Raw genomic sequence first — 16,238 nt, 5'->3', positions numbered from 1 at the left:
AGCCCGTTGCGACGGATGTCCCCATCGGCCTCCGGGGCGTGTTCCTCAGCCTGCGTGGTGCGTGGTGAAGGAGAAGCGGTCGCCCCGGTACAGGCCCCGGACCCGTTCCAGCGGGCGGCCCTCCGTGTCCCGTGACACGCGGTGGATCAGCAGCATCGGGAGGGCGGGCGGGGTGCCGATGAGGAGGGCCTCGCGCGGGGTGGCGAGCACGGTCTCGATGCGTTCGTCGGCGTCGCCGAAGTGGATGCCGCGGGCGTTGAGATAGCCGTAGAAGGAGGAGTCGGGCTCGAAGTCGGTGTCGAGGTGCGGGACCCGGGCGACGGAGACATAGGTGCTTTCGAGGCCGACCCGCTCGTCGTCGGCGAGCAGGACGCGCTCCAGGTGCCAGACGGGTTCGCCGCGGGTCAGCCCGGTCTCGGCGGCGAGGGCGTCGGTGCAGGGGAAACGGTCGAGCGTGACGAGGCTGCGTCCCGGGGTGCGCCCCTGCCGCCGTACGCCCTCGGTGTAGCTGGCCAGGGACAGCGGCTGCTCCAGCTTGGGACCCGCGACGACCGTGCCCCGGCCCTGCCGGCGCAGCCTGCCCTCCAGCACGAGTTCGCGCAGCGCCTGCCGCACGGTCTCGCGGGCGACCTCGTACCGCTCGGAGAGGTCGCGCTCGGTCGGGATCAGGCCGCCCTCCCCCAACTCGTCGACGAGCACGGCGATTTGGGCCTTGACCGCGTAGTACTTGGGGATGCGGCCGTGCTCCGGGATGCCGGAGCGGACGGGGGCGCCGGGGGCCTGGTCGTTCGGGTAGTCCACGCGTAGATCGTCGCAGAGGTTGCGGCCGGGGTTATCGGCGCCTCCGGGCCAGCAGCAGGGCGCCGCTGGTGACGAGGAGGACGGACACGGCGGCGAGGACGAGGTGCGCGGGGCCGATTCCGGTGCTGGCGAGTTCGTCGGTGAACGAGAGGTCCTCGGCGGGGGGCGAGGTCGCGGCGGACGGAGCGGGTGTGGCGGGGGAGCTGGCCGAGCCGGTGGGGACGGCTTCGAGGTCGGCGGGGTCGGCGGCCTCGATGTCGAAGCGGTAGTCGTTCGACTGGCCGATCCAGTCCCCGTCGTCGGCATGCCGTTGTACGACGGCCGCGTCGGCGGTGATCTCGTTCGCGACGGCGTCCGGGGCGAGCGCGAGGCGCACCTTCACCGTGAGGGTCTTGCCGGGGTCGACGGTGAAGCCCGGGAAGCCGTCGTCGAAGGCGCCGACGAGTTCGGCCTCGTCGGTCCTGTCGAAGTGGACGGGGTGCGGGCGCGGGCGGATGCCGTCGTAGAACTCGAGCTTGGGCTGGGACGGTTTCAGAGCGCGTTGCTGATCGACGAGGACGACGACCGGGTGGATCGCGGTGCAGCGGCGGGTGGTGGTGTTGGTGAGGTCGAGGTACCAGGTGCCGTAGCCGCCGCCGGCCGTGTAGGTATCGGGGCCGTCGTGGATGCGGGTGGTGAAGGGGAAGGCTCGGGCGTCGGGGGCTGCGCAGGCGGGGGCGGCCGCCGCCGCGTGGGCCGGTGGGGCGGCGGTGACGAGGAGGGGGGCGGCTGCGGCGAGGCAGAGGGACAGGGGTGTGCGCAGTGGGGTGCGTGGACTCAGGGGAAGTCGCATAAACACATGAGCGTGCCGGACGGGCGCTGCCGATCAGGGGTGCCGTGCCGAGCGCGGGCTGCGAATGCCTCGAACGGGCGCGGCGGGACCCCTGTTCGGCGGAAGTGTTACAGATCCGGCGAAAGTGTCACACTTCTCCGGACCACCTACCCGCCCGCCAGTCAGTCCGCCGCGCGAACGCCTCGAACGGCCGCGACAGGACACCTGTTCCGCGGAAGTGTTACAGATCCGGCGAAAGTGTCACACTTCTCCGGACCACCTACCCGCCCGCCTACCCGTCCGCCCGTCCGAACAGCGGCCCCAGCAGCAACTGCGCCGCCCCCTCCGCGACACCCCGCGCCCCGCCGGGGGCAACCCGTACGGGTACGGCGGCCTCGCGAGCGCCCTCGCGCCGGGCGCGTTCGCCGAGAACGGCGGCGACTCCGCGTACGAAGGGTTCCGGGTCGGCGGCGACGGTACGGCCGCCCAGCAGCACGAGGTCGATGTCGAGCAGACCCACGAGATTCGCGGCGCCGGCACCGAGCACCCGCGCCGCCTCATCGACATCACCGCGCGCTACGGCGGCCAGGCACAGGGCCTCGATACAGCCCCGGTTCCCGCAGTCGCAGGGCGGCCCGTCCAGCTGGATCACCTGATGCCCGAACTCCCCGGCCCCGGTCCGCGCCCCCCGGTGCACGCCCCCGCCGATCACCAGCCCGGCGCCGAGCCCGGTCCCGAGATGCAGATAGGCGAACGCCCCGCCCTCCCCGCCGACGGCCAGCCCGAGCGCGGCGGCGTTCGTGTCCTTGTCCACGACCACGGGCACCCCGAGCCGCCGAGCAAGCGCGTCCCGCAGCGGAAACCCGTCCCACTCGGGAAACCCGGTGACCCGGTGCAGGATGCCGTGGGCATGATCGAGGGGACCGGGGAGGGCTACGCCTACGCCGAGGAGGTGAGTGGTGGCGGGGGTGCGGTGCGGTGCGGACGCCGGGGCCGCGGAACCCGCCGGGTCAGTGGGACGGGCGGGGTCAGCGAGACGCGCAGGATCGGTGAGGCACCCAGAACCAGCAGGACGTCCGGACGCCGGAGTCGCGGGAGGCACCTGGCCAGCGGGGTGCGCGGCGTCAGCAGAGCGCACAGCGTCGGCGAGGCGCCCAGAACCAGCAGGACGTCCGGACGCCGGAGTCGCGGGAGGCACCAGGCCAGCGGGGTGCGCGGCGTCAGCAGAGCGCACAGCGTCGGCGAGGCGCCCAGAACCAGCAGGACGTCCGGACGCCGGGTTCCCGGGAGGCACCAGGCCAGCGGGGCTCTCAGGATCGGCGGGGCGCGCGGCGTCAGCGAGGCGGCGCTCGACACCCGCACCCGCCGCACCAACAACCTCCGTGCCAGCGACCTCCGTACTGGCAACCTCCGAGCCAGCACGAACACCGGCACTCGCACCCGCACCCGCACTCACACCGGCACCCACACCACCCGCCAAACCCCCTCCCCCCACCAACCCCTCGACCTCCCGAGCCACCGCCTCCACAACAACCCCGGCCCCCGCCCCCAGGTCCAGCGAAGCGCCCCGCTCCCCCACCACCGCACCGGTGAGATCCACAAGCACCACCCGCAGCTCGTCCCGGTCCAGATGCACCCCCACCGCATGCCCGGCCTCCGGCACCAACCGCAGGACCGTGCGCGGCTTCCCGCCCGTGGACGCGCGCCGACCCGCCTCCGCGGCGAGCCCGGACTCCCGCAGCCTGGCGGTGATCTTGCTGACGGCCTGCGGGGTGAGCCCGGTGCGCTCGGCGAGTTCGAGCCGGCTGATCCCGTCCGCGCCGGCCGTCCGCAGCAGGTCCAGGACCAGCGCGGTGTTGTGACTGCGCACGGCAAGCAGATTCGCGCCCACCACACTCACCGAACGGCCGCCCGTCCCTACGGCCGTTCCTGCCCTCGTCCCGCCCCGCGCACTGTTGTCCACACCCCCATTGTCCCCACCACTTGCACTTTGGCAACAGCGTTGCGAAAGTGGAAGGCATGACTGGACGCACCACTCGCACACCCCTCCGCGTCGGCCTCGTCGGCTACGGCCTCGCCGGCTCCGTCTTCCACGCCCCGCTGATCGCCGCCACCGAGGGCCTCGCCCTCGACACGGTCGTCACCTCGAACCCGGAGCGGCAGGAACAGGCCCGCGCGGAGTTCCCGGACGTCCGCACGGCCGCGAGCCCCGAGGAACTGTTCGCCCGCGCCGACGACCTGGACCTGATCGTCATCGCGTCCCCGAACAAGACGCACGTGTCGCTCGCGACCACGGCCCTCAAGGCCGGCCTCCCGGTCGTCGTGGACAAGCCGATCGCCGGCACGGCGGCCGAGGCCCGCGAGCTGGCGGCCCTCGCCGAGGAACACTCCCTCCTCCTCTCCGTCTTCCAGAACCGCCGCTGGGACAACGACTTCCTGACCCTGCGCAAGCTGCTGGCCGAGGGCGAACTGGGCGACGTCTGGCGCTTCGAGTCCCGTTTCGAGCGCTGGCGCCCGCAGCCCAAGGGCGGCTGGCGCGAGTCCGGCGACCCGGCAGAGATCGGAGGTCTCCTCTACGACCTCGGCAGCCACGTCGTGGACCAGGCGCTGGCCCTCTTCGGCCCCGTCGCCTCCGTGTACGCCGAGTCGGACATCCGCCGCCCGGGCGCGGAGACGGACGACGACACGTTCTTCGCCCTGACCCACACGAACGGCGTCCGCTCACACCTGTACGTCTCCGCCACGACCGCCCAACTCGGCCCGCGTTTCCGGGTGTTGGGCTCCAAGGCGGGCTACGTGAAGTACGGCCTCGACCCCCAGGAGGCCGACCTGCGCGACGGCAAGCGCCCGGGCACCGAGAAGAACTGGGGCCAGGAACCCGAGTCGCTCTACGGCCGTGTCGGCGCCGGCGAGTCCCCGCTCACCGGCGGTGGCCGCCCCGAGCCGACCGTCCCCGGCGACTACCCCGCGTACTACGCGGCCGTCGCCGCCGCCCTCCGTGACGGCGCCCCCAACCCGGTGACCGCCCTGGAGGCGGCCGCCACCCTCGACGTACTGGAAGCCGCGCGCCGCAGCGCCCGCGACGGAGTGACGGTGACCCTGTGACCCAGAACAAGCCCGCGATCACCCAGCGGATCGCCCCCGAGATCACCCCGACGGTGGAGGAACTCGAAGCGCAGGAACGGCACTTGGTGTTCCAGCGCTTCACCTACGACGACGCGTGGGCGCTGGGTTCACTCCTCGTGGAACTGGCCCGCGAGAGCCAGGCCCCGGTCGCCATCGACATCCGGCGCGGCGGCCAGCAGCTCTTCCACGCGGCGCTGCCGGGCTCCTCCCCCGACAACGACGCGTGGATCGACCGCAAGCGCAAGGTGGTTGAGCGCTTCGGCGCCGCCTCCTACCTGGTCGGCACCCGCTTCCGCGCCAAGGGCAGCACCTTCGAGGACTCCTCCCGCCTCGACCCGGACGAGTACGCGGCACACGGCGGCTCGTTCCCGATCAGGGTCGAAGGCGTCGGCGTGATCGGCACGGTGACGGTGAGCGGTCTGCCGCAGTTGCAGGACCACCGGTTCGTGGTGGCGGCGCTGGAGCAGTTCCTGGACGACGATCGGAATTAACCCGCGGCTCCCTCCGGTTGGGACTGACCGACACGTCCGACACCGGAGGGAACGGGACCGATGAGCAGCACCCTGAAGGAAACGGTCGGCCGGTACGGCATCTGGAGCGTGGGTCTGCGCTCGGAAGATCCGTCCCGGCGCGGCGAGTTGGCGGAGGCCACGGCGGAGCTGGAGCAACTCGGGTACGGCGCGGTCTGGTTGGGCGGCAGCAGCGCCGCCCGCAATGCCGTCCCGCTCATCGAGGCGACGTCGCGTATCGCCGTCGGGACCAGCATCCAGAGCATTTGGCAGTACTCGGCGGCCGAGAGCGCGGCGAGCTTCGCCGAACTGGAGCAGGCTCACCCGGGCCGCTTCCTGCTCGGCCTCGGGGTGGCGCACGCCAAGAACACGGCCGAGTACCGTCGTCCGTACTCGGCCCTGGTCGCCCATCTGGACGCCCTGGACACGGCCGGGGTACCCGCCGGGCGCCGCCTCCTCGCCGCGCTGGGCCCGAGGACGATCGAGCTGGCCCGGGACCGCGCGGCCGGCTCGATCCCGTACCTGGTGACCCCGGAGCACACGGCACAGTCCCGCGAGCTCCTCGGCGAAACCCCGCTGCTGGCCCCGGAGTTGAAGGTGGTCCTGGAGACGGACCCGACCCGGGCCCGCGCCCTGGCCCGCGAGACCCTCTCCCCCTACCTCGCCCTCCCGAACTACACCGCCAACTTCCTCCGCAACGGCTTCACCGAGTCCGACATCGCGGACGGCGGAAGCGACCGCCTGGTGGACGCGGTCTTCGCCTGGGGCGAGGAGTCGCAGATCCGCGCCAGGATCGACGCCTTCCTAACGGCAGGCGCAGACCACGTAGCCCTACAGATCGTGGACGGCAACGCGCGAGAGGATCTCCCACGAGAGTCCTGGCGCAGGCTCGCCTCTCTACTGGCCTGACCGTGATGCCCTAAGGGGCGCGGGGCTGTATCTATTTGCGGCTCCGCCGCGTGGGCGCGACCAGCCACAGCGCACGCGCACCCGCAAACAATGCGCAGCCCCCACCCCTTAGGCGTCCTTGAACTCCTGCCGCTGCTTGCCCAACCCCGCGATCTCCAGCTCCACAACATCCCCGGCCCGCAAGAACGGCTTCGGCTCAGGCTGCCCAAGAGCAACCCCCGCAGGCGTACCGGTGTTGATGACATCCCCGGGATACAAGGTCATGAACTGGCTGACATACCGCACCACTTCAGCCACCGAGAAGATCTGCTCCCCCGTCGTCCCGTCCTGCTTCAACTCCCCGTTCACCCACAGCCGTAGCGACAAGGCCTGCGGATCCGGCACCTCGTCCGCCGTCACCAACCACGGCCCGAGCGGATTGAACGTCTCGCAGTTCTTCCCCTTGTCCCACGTCCCGCCCCGCTCGATCTGGAACTCCCGCTCGGACACGTCATGCGCGACCGCATACCCCGCGACATGCGCGAGCGCCTCCTCGTGGGACTCCAGATAACGGGCCGTACGCCCGATGACGACGGCGAGTTCGACCTCCCAGTCCGTCTTCACCGACCCGCGAGGGACCAGCACCGTGTCGTACGGCCCGACGACCGTGTCCGCGGCCTTGAAGAAGATGACCGGCTCGGCGGGCGGCTCCGCGCCAGTCTCGCGGGCGTGGTCGTGGTAGTTCAGCCCGATGCACACGACCTTGCCGATCCGTGCCAGCGGCGGCCCGACCCGCAGCCCGTCGGCGTCCAGCGCGGGCAGTTCCCCGGCGTCGGCGGCGGCCCGGATCCGGCCCAGCGCGGCGGTGTCGGCGAGCAGCGGCCCGTCGATGTCCGGGACGATGCCGGACAGGTCCCGCAGGGTCCCCTCGGCGTCGAGCAGCGCGGGCCGCTCCGCCCCCGCCGTACCGACTCGCAGCAGCTTCATGTTCACCATCTCCATCGATCGCGGACGGTCGACCGATGGGTGCAGCCATCGGAGGACTGGTCGATCCTCCAAGCTCACGGTCCAGTCCGCAATACCTGGTTCACGGACTGGACCGTAACCACGGCCGGTCAGGTGTACAGCACGGCCCGTTCCACGGCGCTCCAGGCCGCGCTGGTCACCACGTACAGCGCCACGGCGAGCGGCACGACGGCGACGGTGATCAGCGTGCCGTAGGAGAGGAGCGGCAGCACCTTGCCGAGGGCGCCGGTGCCGGTGCCGGCCGGGGCGACGGCGGCCGTGCGCCGGGTGCGGACGTAGGTGAAGGTCGCGACCGCGGCGACGACGAGGAACAGCCCGACGTAGACGAGCCCGGCCGGTCCGAACATCCCGTCCCCGGCGAGCGCGTCGGCCCAGCGTCCGCCGAGCGGCGCGGCGAACAGCTGGTGGGAGAGCAGGCCGTCACCGCCGCCGGAGAACAGCCGGTAGAGGAGGAAGAACGCGGGCAGTTGCAGCAGGCTCGGCAGCAGACCGGACAGCGGGGACACCTTCTCCTCGGTGTGCAGTTCGAGTACGGCCTTCTGCAGCTTCTCGGGCTGCTTCGCGTACCGCTTCCGCAACTCGGCCACGCGCGGCTGGAGTTGGGCCCGCGCCTGCTGGCCACGCGCCGCGGCCCGCGACAGGGGATGCACGAGGAGTCGTACGAGAGCGGTGAACAGGACGATCGCGGCGGCGGCCGCGGCCGTGCCGAACAACGGGTGGAGCAGGTCGGCGAGTTGGTCGACCAGGGCAGCGAAAACGGACATGGGTGAGCCCTCCGTGGGTCTCGTCGTGCCGGGAGTGGGCATGGCGACGGGACGACCCCGCACGGGGGCAACAGAGGGAGTTGCCTACGCGGTGGTCGTCCGGAGGGGGTGTCCGGGGGCTCGGGGGCGTGGGCGGCCCGAGGCGTCGGGGTCGCGCTGGGGCAGGAACGCCGTACGGCGGGCCCGGTCGCGAATGGCCGTACGGACCCGGGTGGGCGGTACGGCGGGTGCGCTGCGCGCGGTGAGGAGGGCGCAGACGGCGAGGGCGGTACCGGTCGCGGCGAGTGCGACGGCGGCCGGGAGGCTCGCCGTGTCCACCAGCACGATCGGGAGCAGGAAGAGGAGCAGCAGGGCGCTCGCCCGACGCTGGTTCATGGTCCGCCCCCTCCCTCAACTGCCGTTCTCGTACCGTCCGTTATACCGGATCCGGCTCGATCGGCTGGAGCAGTCGCCTCGGTTTGAGGAACGCCCGGCTGACCGGATCCGCCGGGTCCTGATCGAGACCGGGGCCCGGGTCCATGATGACATCCGCGACGGGGACGACGACGGCACAGGTGGGGCACTCGCCGTAGGAGCCGAGTTCGGTGCCGCAGTCCGCGTGCCGGAAGTAGCGCAGCTGCGTCTCGTCGTACTGCTCGCGCTTCCACCGGCCGAGCGAGCGCAGCACCGGCCACAGGGCGATCCCGCGCTCGGTGATGACGTACTCGTCGCGCGGCGGTGACTCCTGGTAGCGGCGCTTCTCGAGGATGCCCTCGGCGGTGAGGGCCTGGAGGCGGGCGGCGAGGACTGCGCGCGGGATGCCGAGGTGGACGAGGAAGTCGTTGTAGCGCCGGACGCCGTAGAGGGCGTCCCGGACGATGAGCAGCGTCCAGCGCTCCCCGACCACCTCCAGCGCCCCGGCCATCGAGCAGTCCTGTCCCGCGTAGTCCTTGCCTAGTGACATGCCGTCCACTGTAGCCACTTTCCGACAGTAAGTTCAATGAACGAACCTAAGGTGCTACGGTGCTCCACATGACTAGGTTCAGTGAACGAACCCTCGCCGAGGTTCCCGAGACGTCCAAGGCCCCGGAGACATCCCGGGTCTCCGGGCGGAGCGTGCCGCATCCCCGCGCCACCCTCGCCCTGACCAGCGCGGCCACCGCCGTGGCGCTGATGACGTACACCGCGCCGATGGTCACGCTCCCCGACATCGCCGCCGCCCTGCACACCCCGCTCTCCGCCCAGGCCTGGCTCCTGAACGGCACCCCGCTCGGCCTGGCCGCGCTGCTCCTGGTCGCCGGCAGCCTCGCCGACGACTACGGCCGCCGCCGGATCTTCCTGGCCGGCACCTTCGCGCTGGGCATCACGACAGCGCTCTCCGCACTCACGTCCTCGACCTGGCTGTTCACGCTGACCCGGATCGCGCAGGGCGCGTCCAGCGCGGCCCTCCTCGCCAGCAGCCTCGGCCTGATCGTGCACGCCTTCCCGACCCCGCGCGGCCGCCTGCACGCGACCGGCGTCTGGGGCGCGTTCGTCAGCGGCGGCATAGCGGTCGGCCCACTGGTCGCGGGCGCGATGCCGAACTGGCGGATGATCTACGTCGTGCTCGGCGCGGCGGCGATCGTCGTGGCGGCCCTCGGCGTCCGTACGCTGTCCGAGTCCCGCGCGCCGCGCGGCGGACGCCCCGACCTCGCCGGAGCGGTCACCTTCGGGCTGGCCCTGGTCGCCCTCGTCGCCGCCCTCACGCTGGGCCGCGACGGCTGGCTGCGGGCGCCGGTGGGCCTGCTGGCGCTGGCGGCCGTGGTGCTCGTCGGCGTCTTCGCGCTGGTCGAGCGCCGGGGTACGACCCCGATGATCGACCTGAGCCTGCTGCGCCACCGTCTCTTCCTGGCGTCCTCGGCGGGCGGCCTGTTCACGGGCTTCGCGGTGATCGGCCTGTTCAGCTTCCTGCCGGCGCTGTTGCAGCAGACACTCGGGCTGTCCGCGATGGACACGGCCTGGCTGTTCCTCCTCTGGTCGGGCCTGTCCTTCGCGGTCGCCCTCCAGGCCCGCCGCCTCGCCGGCCGCGTCTCGCCCCGGCACCAACTCGCCCTGGGTTTCCTCCTCCACGCGGCCGGCGTCCTGACGATGCTGGGCGCGCTGGACTCCGGTTCCTGGCTACGACTGCTGCCGGGACTGGTGATCGCGGGCGTGGGCAGCGGCCTGCTGAACGCCGCGCTGCCGTTGCTCTCCGTGGAGTCCGTACCGGCGGCGCGCGCCGCGATGGGGTCGGGCGCGCAGCAGACGTTCCGGTACATCGGTTCCTGCGCGGGGGTCGCGCTGACGATCGCGATCGCCACATCGGCGGGCGGTGGGCTTGCGCGGGGCGCGGACATCGCGATGGTGGTGTCGGCGGGGCTCGCGGTGGTGGCCGCGGTGAGTGTGGGGGTGTTGCGGGAGCGGGCGTGAAACGTCTGTCTGTACGCCCGCACACACCCCGGTGTGTCTCAGGGGCACCCCCCGATGTATCTCAGGGGCGCTCCCCCGGCTTGTTCACGACACCCCAGGCTGCGCGGGCCGTGGTCATCTCGTCGGGGTCCGTGCCCGGCGCGGGCGACGCCATCGCGTACGGGCTGCCGTCGGCGCCCTTGGGGATCTCGGCCGGCGCGGCGTGCCTGGTCTCCCCCAGGTACGCGTACGTCTTCGGGTCGAAGAACAGTTCCTGCTTGCCCTGCCAGCCCGAGGCGGTGGGCTTGGCGTAGGTCACGGTGACGCCGATGGCCGTCCGCCCGAGGGGGTCCTTGACGCCCTTCTCCACCCGGGCGCCGGGGATCTTGGCGAGCGCCCGGAACAGACCGGCCTGCGCGTTCGGCGGGATTAGGACGGAACGGTAGAGGACGTCGATCTCCCGCCAGTCGCGCTGCGCCGCGGTCTCCCCCTTGATGTCGCCGAGGGCGTGCTCCTTGCGGATGGCGGCCATCATGCGTTCGGGGTCGCTCGGGAGGGTCGCGAGGAAGCGGTAGAACTGGCGCTGGGACCGGTCGTCGTAGCCCTCCTTCTTCCACTTCTCCTCCTGGTTGGGGCCGTACCAGACCTGGAGTTTGTTCGGGTCGAAGTCCGAGGTGTCTCCCGGGCGCGGGAAACCGGGCAGGCGCGCGGAGCCCGTGCCGTCCCAGCGGGTCCACTGCTCCCCGCTCTGGGGCTTCCCCTGGTCGAAGGAGGTGTTCTTCTCGTAGACCCACTGCTTGGGGCCGGGCTCGGTGGCGCCGATCTTCTCGACGGTGGCGGCGGCCAGTTCGAGGGTGTCGGCCGAGGCCTGCGCGGACAGCAGCTGACGGCCGCCGGAGGCGGCGGACGGGGTGGGGGCGGCGCCCGGGGTGTCGTGGGTGAGGGAGACCACGGCCCCGCCGGTGACGACGAGGCCGGTGGCGGCCGCCGCGGTCAGCAGGACGAACCTGCGGCGGGGCAGCACAGTCGTGGTGGGCCGGGCCGTGGTGGGCCGGTTCCGGGCGGCGACCTCCTGACGGAACGCCTCGGTGAGCAGGGCGCGTTGGGGCGCGAGGCGGTCGCTGTCGGGCAGGGGGACGTCGGTACGCAGGGGGACATCGGCGCGCAAAGGGACGTCGGCGCGCAGGGCACGTGCATCGGCCGGCTCGTTCATGCGGGATCACCTTCTGATACGTGCGGTTCGAGCGGTGGGACGGCGGCACCGGCACTCTCGCCGGACTCGCCGAACGGGCTGTACGGTCCCGCCGTGACGCGGAGTTTCCTGCGGGCCCGGTTGAGCCGGGACCGGACGGTGCCGACCGGGATGTCGAGGGCCTCGGCGATCTCCTGGTAGCTGAAGTCGGCCCAGGCGAACAGGAGCAGGGCGTGCCGGTCCCCCGCGGAGAGGGCGGCCAGCGCCTTGGCCAGGGGCCGGGACGCGGCCTGCGCGGTGACGCGGTCGTCGGCGGAGTCGGTCCATGTCTCGGCCACCGGGTCGCGACCGGTGCGGGCGAGCAGCTTCAGCGCCTTGACCTCCTCACGGCGGTGCCGGCTGATCAGCTTGGCCGCGATGCCGTGCAGCCAGGGGCGGACACCGGCAAGACCGCTGTCGTAGCGGGCCCTGATCCGGAAGGCCGTCAGGAAGGTCTCGGCGGTGACGTCGTCGGCCGCGTCACGGCCGAGGCGCCGGGCGACGTACTGGTGGATGGTGGGCGCGTGGCGGTCGAACAGCACGGCGAAGCGCTCGGGTTCGTCGAGCGACGCCGCGATCAGCAGGGCGTCCGGCTGTGCGGTTTCCGCTCTCGCGGTGTCCGCTCTCGCGGTGCCACTCCCCCAGGAGGAGCGGCACAGTGGATCGGAATCGGTCATCGACGGTCCGTGTGGTCAGAGGAAAGGGACAGCGTTCACCCAGTACTTGCCAGCTGACCGGAATCGGGTTCACGGATCGGGTTCACGGCCCCCAGTGTCACGTGCGGGGCCGCGTGGAGGTGAGCGTGCCCCACACGACCATGCGGTACCGGGAGGTGTACTCCGGGGTGCAGGTGGTGAGGGTGATGTAGTACCCGGGCCGGCTGTAGCCGTAGGCGGGCTTGACGATCGAGCGCGGGATCGGCCGGATGACGCCCGAGTCGGACGCGGAGGTCTGCGGCAGGATCTTGTCGACCGTGTAGGTGAAGGTGGCCGCGCTCGTCTCGACCTGCACGGTGTCCTTGAGGCGCAGACGCGGGAGATACCTGAACGGCTCGCCGTGGGTGTTGCGGTGCCCGGCGAGCGCGAAGTTCCCTGCCTGGCCCGGCTGTTGGGTGCCGGGGTAGTGGCCGACGTACCCCTTGTTGAGCACGTTCCGCTTGCTGACGCCCTCCGCGATCGGGACGCGGAGGTGGAGGCGGGGGATGGTGAGGATGGCGTAGGCCTGGGAACGGCGGGGGGTGGCGGCGGAACCGGTGACCGTGGTGGCCGAGCCATCGGTCGAGGTACTCCGGTTCGGTGAACTGCCGCCCGCCGGACCGGTGTCGGCAGACGGGGTGCCGCCGCTCCCCGCACCACCCGGTGTCGCCCATTGCCGTTCCAGGGCCCGCACTTGGTGCTCGGCGCCCTGACGGGCCTCCCGGTTGGTCCACCACAGCTCGTGGACGACGAGGAGGAGCAGTACGACCCCGGCGGTGACGAGGAACTCCCCACCGGTCCACAGGGCGCGTCGGCCCAGCGCACGGCGTCGACGGCTGCGGTGCTGCACGACGGGAACCCGCATGGGCCGCACGATAAGGGCCGGTTCGCGAACTCACCAGACTCATGGCTCCGATTACCGGAAAGGGTGCCCGTTCGATCCTTCGTACCGGTTCGTACACGGGTTTTAGAAAGGGGTGTCACAACCCTCGACAACCTCACGCACCACGCCCGATGCTTCCTGATGGCACGAGCCGGGGGGATGGCCGACGCCGGTGGGACGACCGGCGGTTGAGCGAATCGGGAGTAGAGATGATCCGACGCAGAACCCTGCTGGCCGCGGCGGGCGGTGGTCTCCTCGGCACCGCCCTGGCGACCGGTACCGCACGCGCCGACGCGACGATCGCGGTCAACCCGGCGACGAAGTACGGCACTTGGGAGGGCTGGGGCACCTCGCTGGCCTGGTGGGCGAACGTCTTCGGCGCCCGGGACGACTTCGCCGACATCTTCTTCACCACCAAGTCGACGACGTACAACGGCACTTCACTGCCGGGCCTGGGCCTCAACATCGCCCGCTACAACCTCGGCGCGTGCAGCTGGAACTCGGTGAACGGCGAGTCGATGGTCGCCTCCGCCAACATCCCGGCGTTCAAGCAGATCGAGGGCTACTGGCAGGACTGGAACAACGAGGACCCCACCTCCTCGGCCTGGGACTGGACGGCGGACGCGACCCAGCGGGCGATGCTGGTGAAGGCCACCTCGCGGGGCGCGACCACCGAGCTCTTCGCCAACTCCCCCATGTGGTGGATGTGTTCGAACCACAACCCGTCGGGCGCCTCGGGCGGCGGCAACAACCTCCAGACCTGGAACTACCGCCAGCACGCCTCCCACCTCGCGTCCGTCGCCCTCTACGCGAAGAACAACTGGGGAGTGAACTTCGCGACGGTCGAGGCCTTCAACGAACCCTCGTCGAGCTGGTGGACGGCGACGGGTACGCAGGAGGGCTGCCACATGGACTCGACGGTCCAGGCGGCCGTACTGCCGTATGTCCGCAGCGAGTTGGACAGCCGCGGCCTGACAAGCACGAAGATCTCGGCGTCCGACGAGACGAGCTACGACCTCGCGCGCACGACGTGGAGCGCCTTCAGCTCGACGACGAAGGGGTACGTGAACCGCGTCAACGTCCACGGCTACCAGGGCTCGGGCGGCCGTAGGGACCTGCTGTACACGGACGTGGTGACGACGGCGGGCAAGGCCCTCTGGAACTCGGAGACGGGCGACAGCGACTCAACGGGCCTCACGATGGCGAGCAACCTCCTCTACGACTTCCGCTGGCTGCACCCCACGGCGTGGACGTACTGGCAGGTCATGGACCCGTCGTCCGGCTGGGCGATGATCGCGTACGACCAGAGCACGCTCACGGCCGGCGCGGTGCAGACGAAGTACTACGTGATGGCCCAGTTCAGCCGCCACATCCGCCCCGGCATGACGATCCTGGACACGGGCGTGAGCTACGCGGCGGCGGGTTACGACGCGTCGGCGAAGCGGTTGGTGATCGTCGCCGCCAACACGGGCTCGTCGTCGACGAAACTGACCTTCGACCTGTCCAAGTTCACGACGGTGGCGGGCGGTTCGAGCGGTCTGGTCCCGCGCTGGAACACGGTGACGGGTGGCGGGGGCGACTTGTACGCCTCCCACTCGGACACGTATCTGAGCGGCAAGACGGTGAGCGCGACATTCGCGGCGGGGGCGGTGCAGACGCTGCAGATCGACGGGGTGGTGATCTGACCCCGGCGCCCCAACTCCGGTACAGCGGCGGACGGTTCGGCCTTCCGGCGTTGGCGCTCGGCGGTTTCGGAATCGGTCTCACCGAGTTCGTGATCGCCGGGCTGCTCCCGCAGGTGAGCGGGAGCCTGAACGTGTCCACGGCCGTCGCGGGCTGGCTGATCTCCGGCTACGCGTTGACGGTCGCGGTGGGCGCGATAGCGGTGACGGCGGCAACGGCGGGGCTGCCCCAAAAGCCGGTCCTGGTAGGCCTGGTGGCGTTGTTCGTCGCAGGAAACCTGCTGTCGGCGCTGGCTCCCAACTACACGGTGATGCTCCTGGGCAGAGTCGTGGCGGCCCTGTGCCACGGCTCGTTCTTCGGCATAGGCTCCCTCGTCGCCCGCCGCCTGGTTCCTCCCGAACGGGCCTCGCGGGCAGTGGCGTTGATGTTCGCGGGCCTGACGGTGGCGAACGTACTGGGAGTCCCGTTCGGCGCCCTCGTCGGCGAACGGTGGGGCTGGCGGGCGACGTTCTGGGCGATCACGGCGATCGGGGCGGTGGCGCTGGTCGCCATCGCGGTACTGGTACCGGCGTGGGCGGGAGCGAGGCGGGGCGGGGCGAACCTCCGTACACAGGTGCGCGCCTTCCGCTCCACGCAGGTCTGGCTGACGCTGACGGCCACGGCCCTCGGCTACGGCGGCATGTTCGGCGCGTTCAGCTATCTCGCGTACACCTTCACGCGGGTCGCGGGCTTCTCGACGACTGACGTGGCCTGGCTGCTGGTGGTCTACGGCACGGGGCTGGTCGTCGGCAACATCGCGGGCGGGCGGGGGGCGGACCACAACCGGGACGTGACGTTGCTCGTGTCGCTGGCGGGCTTGGCGACCACGCTGGTGATCTTCGGGCTCCTGGCGAGCAGCCGGCCGGCCTCCGTGATCCTGGTCTTCCTCCTAGGTGTGTTCGGGTTCGCGACGGTGCCGGGGATGATCACGCGGGTCACGGATGCGGCGGGGGGCGTGCCGTTGGCGGCAAGCGCGAATGTGTCGGCTTCGAATGTGGGGAACGCGGTGGGGGCTTGGGCGGGGGGCTTGGTGATCAGCGCCGGGTTTGGGTATGCGGCTCCGTTGTTTGTGGGGGCGGGGGTTGTGGGGGTGGGGTTGGTCGTCATGGGGGTTGCGGCGTGGGGTTCTTTGGGTGGCGGGAGTGGGACGGGGACGGGCGGGCAACGGGAGGTGAAGGTCGTAGAAGCACGGGAGTCGTAGAAACACCGGGGTTGCAGAAACGCCGCGATTGTAGGAACGCCTGGGTTGTAGGAACGAGGTGGCCGTAAAACTGGCGGAAACCGGGAAGCCACCCGGTGTTCCCCGCGGGGCGGCCCACGCCGGCCCCCTCACCGCTCCCCCACGCCACCCTCACCGGCCGACCTGGGCATATCTC

At 71.3% G+C, this 16,238-nt stretch carries 16 protein-coding genes and 1 pseudogene; 6 read left to right on the top strand and 11 right to left on the bottom strand.

The window, feature by feature from the left end; translation table 11 throughout:
• Positions 1 to 45: 45 nt before the first annotated feature.
• The 4 genes and pseudogenes from OG504_RS32945 to OG504_RS32930 all read right to left on the bottom strand — a co-directional run.
• Positions 46 to 801, bottom strand: a complete 756-nt coding sequence (locus tag OG504_RS32945; protein ID WP_405993042.1) for a GntR family transcriptional regulator — start codon at positions 799 to 801, stop codon at positions 46 to 48.
• Positions 802 to 832: 31 nt separating this feature from the next.
• Positions 833 to 1,633 (bottom strand): hypothetical protein, encoded by an 801-nt coding sequence (locus OG504_RS32940; protein ID WP_405993041.1) that lies wholly within the window; start codon positions 1,631 to 1,633, stop codon positions 833 to 835.
• A 271-nt stretch (positions 1,634 to 1,904) separates the two neighbouring features.
• Entirely contained in the window at positions 1,905 to 3,092 is a 1,188-nt protein-coding gene (locus OG504_RS32935; RefSeq protein WP_405996493.1) for an ROK family protein, read from the bottom strand.
• 285 nt (positions 3,093 to 3,377) lie between these two features.
• Positions 3,378 to 3,482: pseudogene (locus OG504_RS32930) on the bottom strand (hypothetical protein); the annotation flags it as partial.
• A 149-nt stretch (positions 3,483 to 3,631) separates the two neighbouring features.
• Between OG504_RS32930 and OG504_RS32925 the strand changes: the two are divergent.
• Genes OG504_RS32925 through OG504_RS32915 form a run of 3 tightly spaced genes read left to right on the top strand, consistent with a single transcriptional unit; the run spans position 3,632 to position 6,156 of the window.
• Positions 3,632 to 4,717 carry a Gfo/Idh/MocA family oxidoreductase gene (locus tag OG504_RS32925; RefSeq protein WP_405993040.1) on the top strand — a complete coding sequence of 362 codons (1,086 nt, stop codon included), beginning with the start codon at positions 3,632 to 3,634 and terminating at the stop codon, positions 4,715 to 4,717.
• Positions 4,714 to 5,229 (top strand): heme-degrading domain-containing protein, encoded by a 516-nt coding sequence (locus OG504_RS32920; protein ID WP_405993039.1) that lies wholly within the window; start codon positions 4,714 to 4,716, stop codon positions 5,227 to 5,229. Before OG504_RS32925 ends, OG504_RS32920 begins: the two co-directional genes overlap by 4 nt.
• 60 nt (positions 5,230 to 5,289) lie before the next feature.
• A complete protein-coding gene (locus OG504_RS32915; RefSeq protein WP_405993038.1) occupies positions 5,290 to 6,156 on the top strand; it encodes an LLM class F420-dependent oxidoreductase in 867 nt (288 codons plus the stop codon).
• 108 nt (positions 6,157 to 6,264) lie between these two features.
• Here the strand turns inward: OG504_RS32915 and OG504_RS32910 are convergent, their stop codons facing one another.
• From OG504_RS32910 to OG504_RS32895, 4 genes are all read right to left on the bottom strand, one after another.
• Positions 6,265 to 7,122, bottom strand: a complete 858-nt coding sequence (locus OG504_RS32910; RefSeq protein ID WP_327403741.1) for a fumarylacetoacetate hydrolase family protein — start codon at positions 7,120 to 7,122, stop codon at positions 6,265 to 6,267.
• A gap of 128 nt (positions 7,123 to 7,250) precedes the next feature.
• Positions 7,251 to 7,925 (bottom strand): membrane protein insertase YidC, encoded by a 675-nt coding sequence (gene yidC / locus OG504_RS32905; protein ID WP_405993037.1) that lies wholly within the window; start codon positions 7,923 to 7,925, stop codon positions 7,251 to 7,253.
• An 84-nt stretch (positions 7,926 to 8,009) separates the two neighbouring features.
• The gene (locus tag OG504_RS32900; RefSeq protein ID WP_318016554.1) at positions 8,010 to 8,300 is read right to left on the bottom strand and encodes a DUF6412 domain-containing protein; all 291 of its coding nucleotides are present in this window, start codon (positions 8,298 to 8,300) and stop codon (positions 8,010 to 8,012) included.
• A gap of 40 nt (positions 8,301 to 8,340) precedes the next feature.
• A complete protein-coding gene (locus OG504_RS32895) occupies positions 8,341 to 8,868 on the bottom strand; it encodes a winged helix-turn-helix transcriptional regulator (protein WP_405993036.1) in 528 nt (175 codons plus the stop codon).
• A gap of 68 nt (positions 8,869 to 8,936) precedes the next feature.
• Here OG504_RS32895 and OG504_RS32890 point away from each other — a divergent pair, with 68 nt between their 5' ends.
• Positions 8,937 to 10,352, top strand: coding sequence for an MFS transporter (locus tag OG504_RS32890; RefSeq protein WP_405993035.1), 1,416 nt, complete (start codon positions 8,937 to 8,939; stop codon positions 10,350 to 10,352).
• A 61-nt stretch (positions 10,353 to 10,413) separates the two neighbouring features.
• On the opposite strand, the gene OG504_RS32885 is transcribed toward OG504_RS32890, so the two are convergent.
• The 3 genes from OG504_RS32885 to OG504_RS32875 form a co-directional block, all read right to left on the bottom strand.
• Positions 10,414 to 11,544, bottom strand: a complete 1,131-nt coding sequence (locus OG504_RS32885; protein WP_405993034.1) for a CU044_5270 family protein — start codon at positions 11,542 to 11,544, stop codon at positions 10,414 to 10,416.
• On the bottom strand, positions 11,541 to 12,239 hold the full coding sequence (locus tag OG504_RS32880) for an RNA polymerase sigma factor (protein WP_405993033.1): 699 nt from the start codon (positions 12,237 to 12,239) through the stop codon (positions 11,541 to 11,543). Before OG504_RS32880 ends, OG504_RS32885 begins: the two co-directional genes overlap by 4 nt.
• A 97-nt stretch (positions 12,240 to 12,336) precedes the next feature.
• Positions 12,337 to 13,122: a class E sortase gene (locus tag OG504_RS32875; RefSeq protein ID WP_405993032.1), complete on the bottom strand. Its 786-nt coding sequence runs from the start codon at positions 13,120 to 13,122 to the stop codon at positions 12,337 to 12,339.
• Between the two features lie 227 nt (positions 13,123 to 13,349).
• Here OG504_RS32875 and OG504_RS32870 point away from each other — a divergent pair, with 227 nt between their 5' ends.
• On the top strand, positions 13,350 to 14,825 hold the full coding sequence (locus OG504_RS32870) for a beta-1,6-galactanase (protein WP_405993031.1): 1,476 nt from the start codon (positions 13,350 to 13,352) through the stop codon (positions 14,823 to 14,825).
• A 50-nt stretch (positions 14,826 to 14,875) separates the two neighbouring features.
• The gene (locus tag OG504_RS32865; RefSeq protein WP_405993030.1) at positions 14,876 to 16,063 is read left to right on the top strand and encodes an MFS transporter; all 1,188 of its coding nucleotides are present in this window, start codon (positions 14,876 to 14,878) and stop codon (positions 16,061 to 16,063) included.
• Positions 16,064 to 16,238: the final 175 nt, after the last annotated feature.

It is taken from the genome of Streptomyces sp. NBC_00986 (assembly GCF_045162565.1).
Classification (GTDB): Bacteria; Actinomycetota; Actinomycetes; order Streptomycetales; family Streptomycetaceae; genus Streptomyces.
This window is presented reverse-complemented; position numbering and strand designations above follow the sequence as displayed.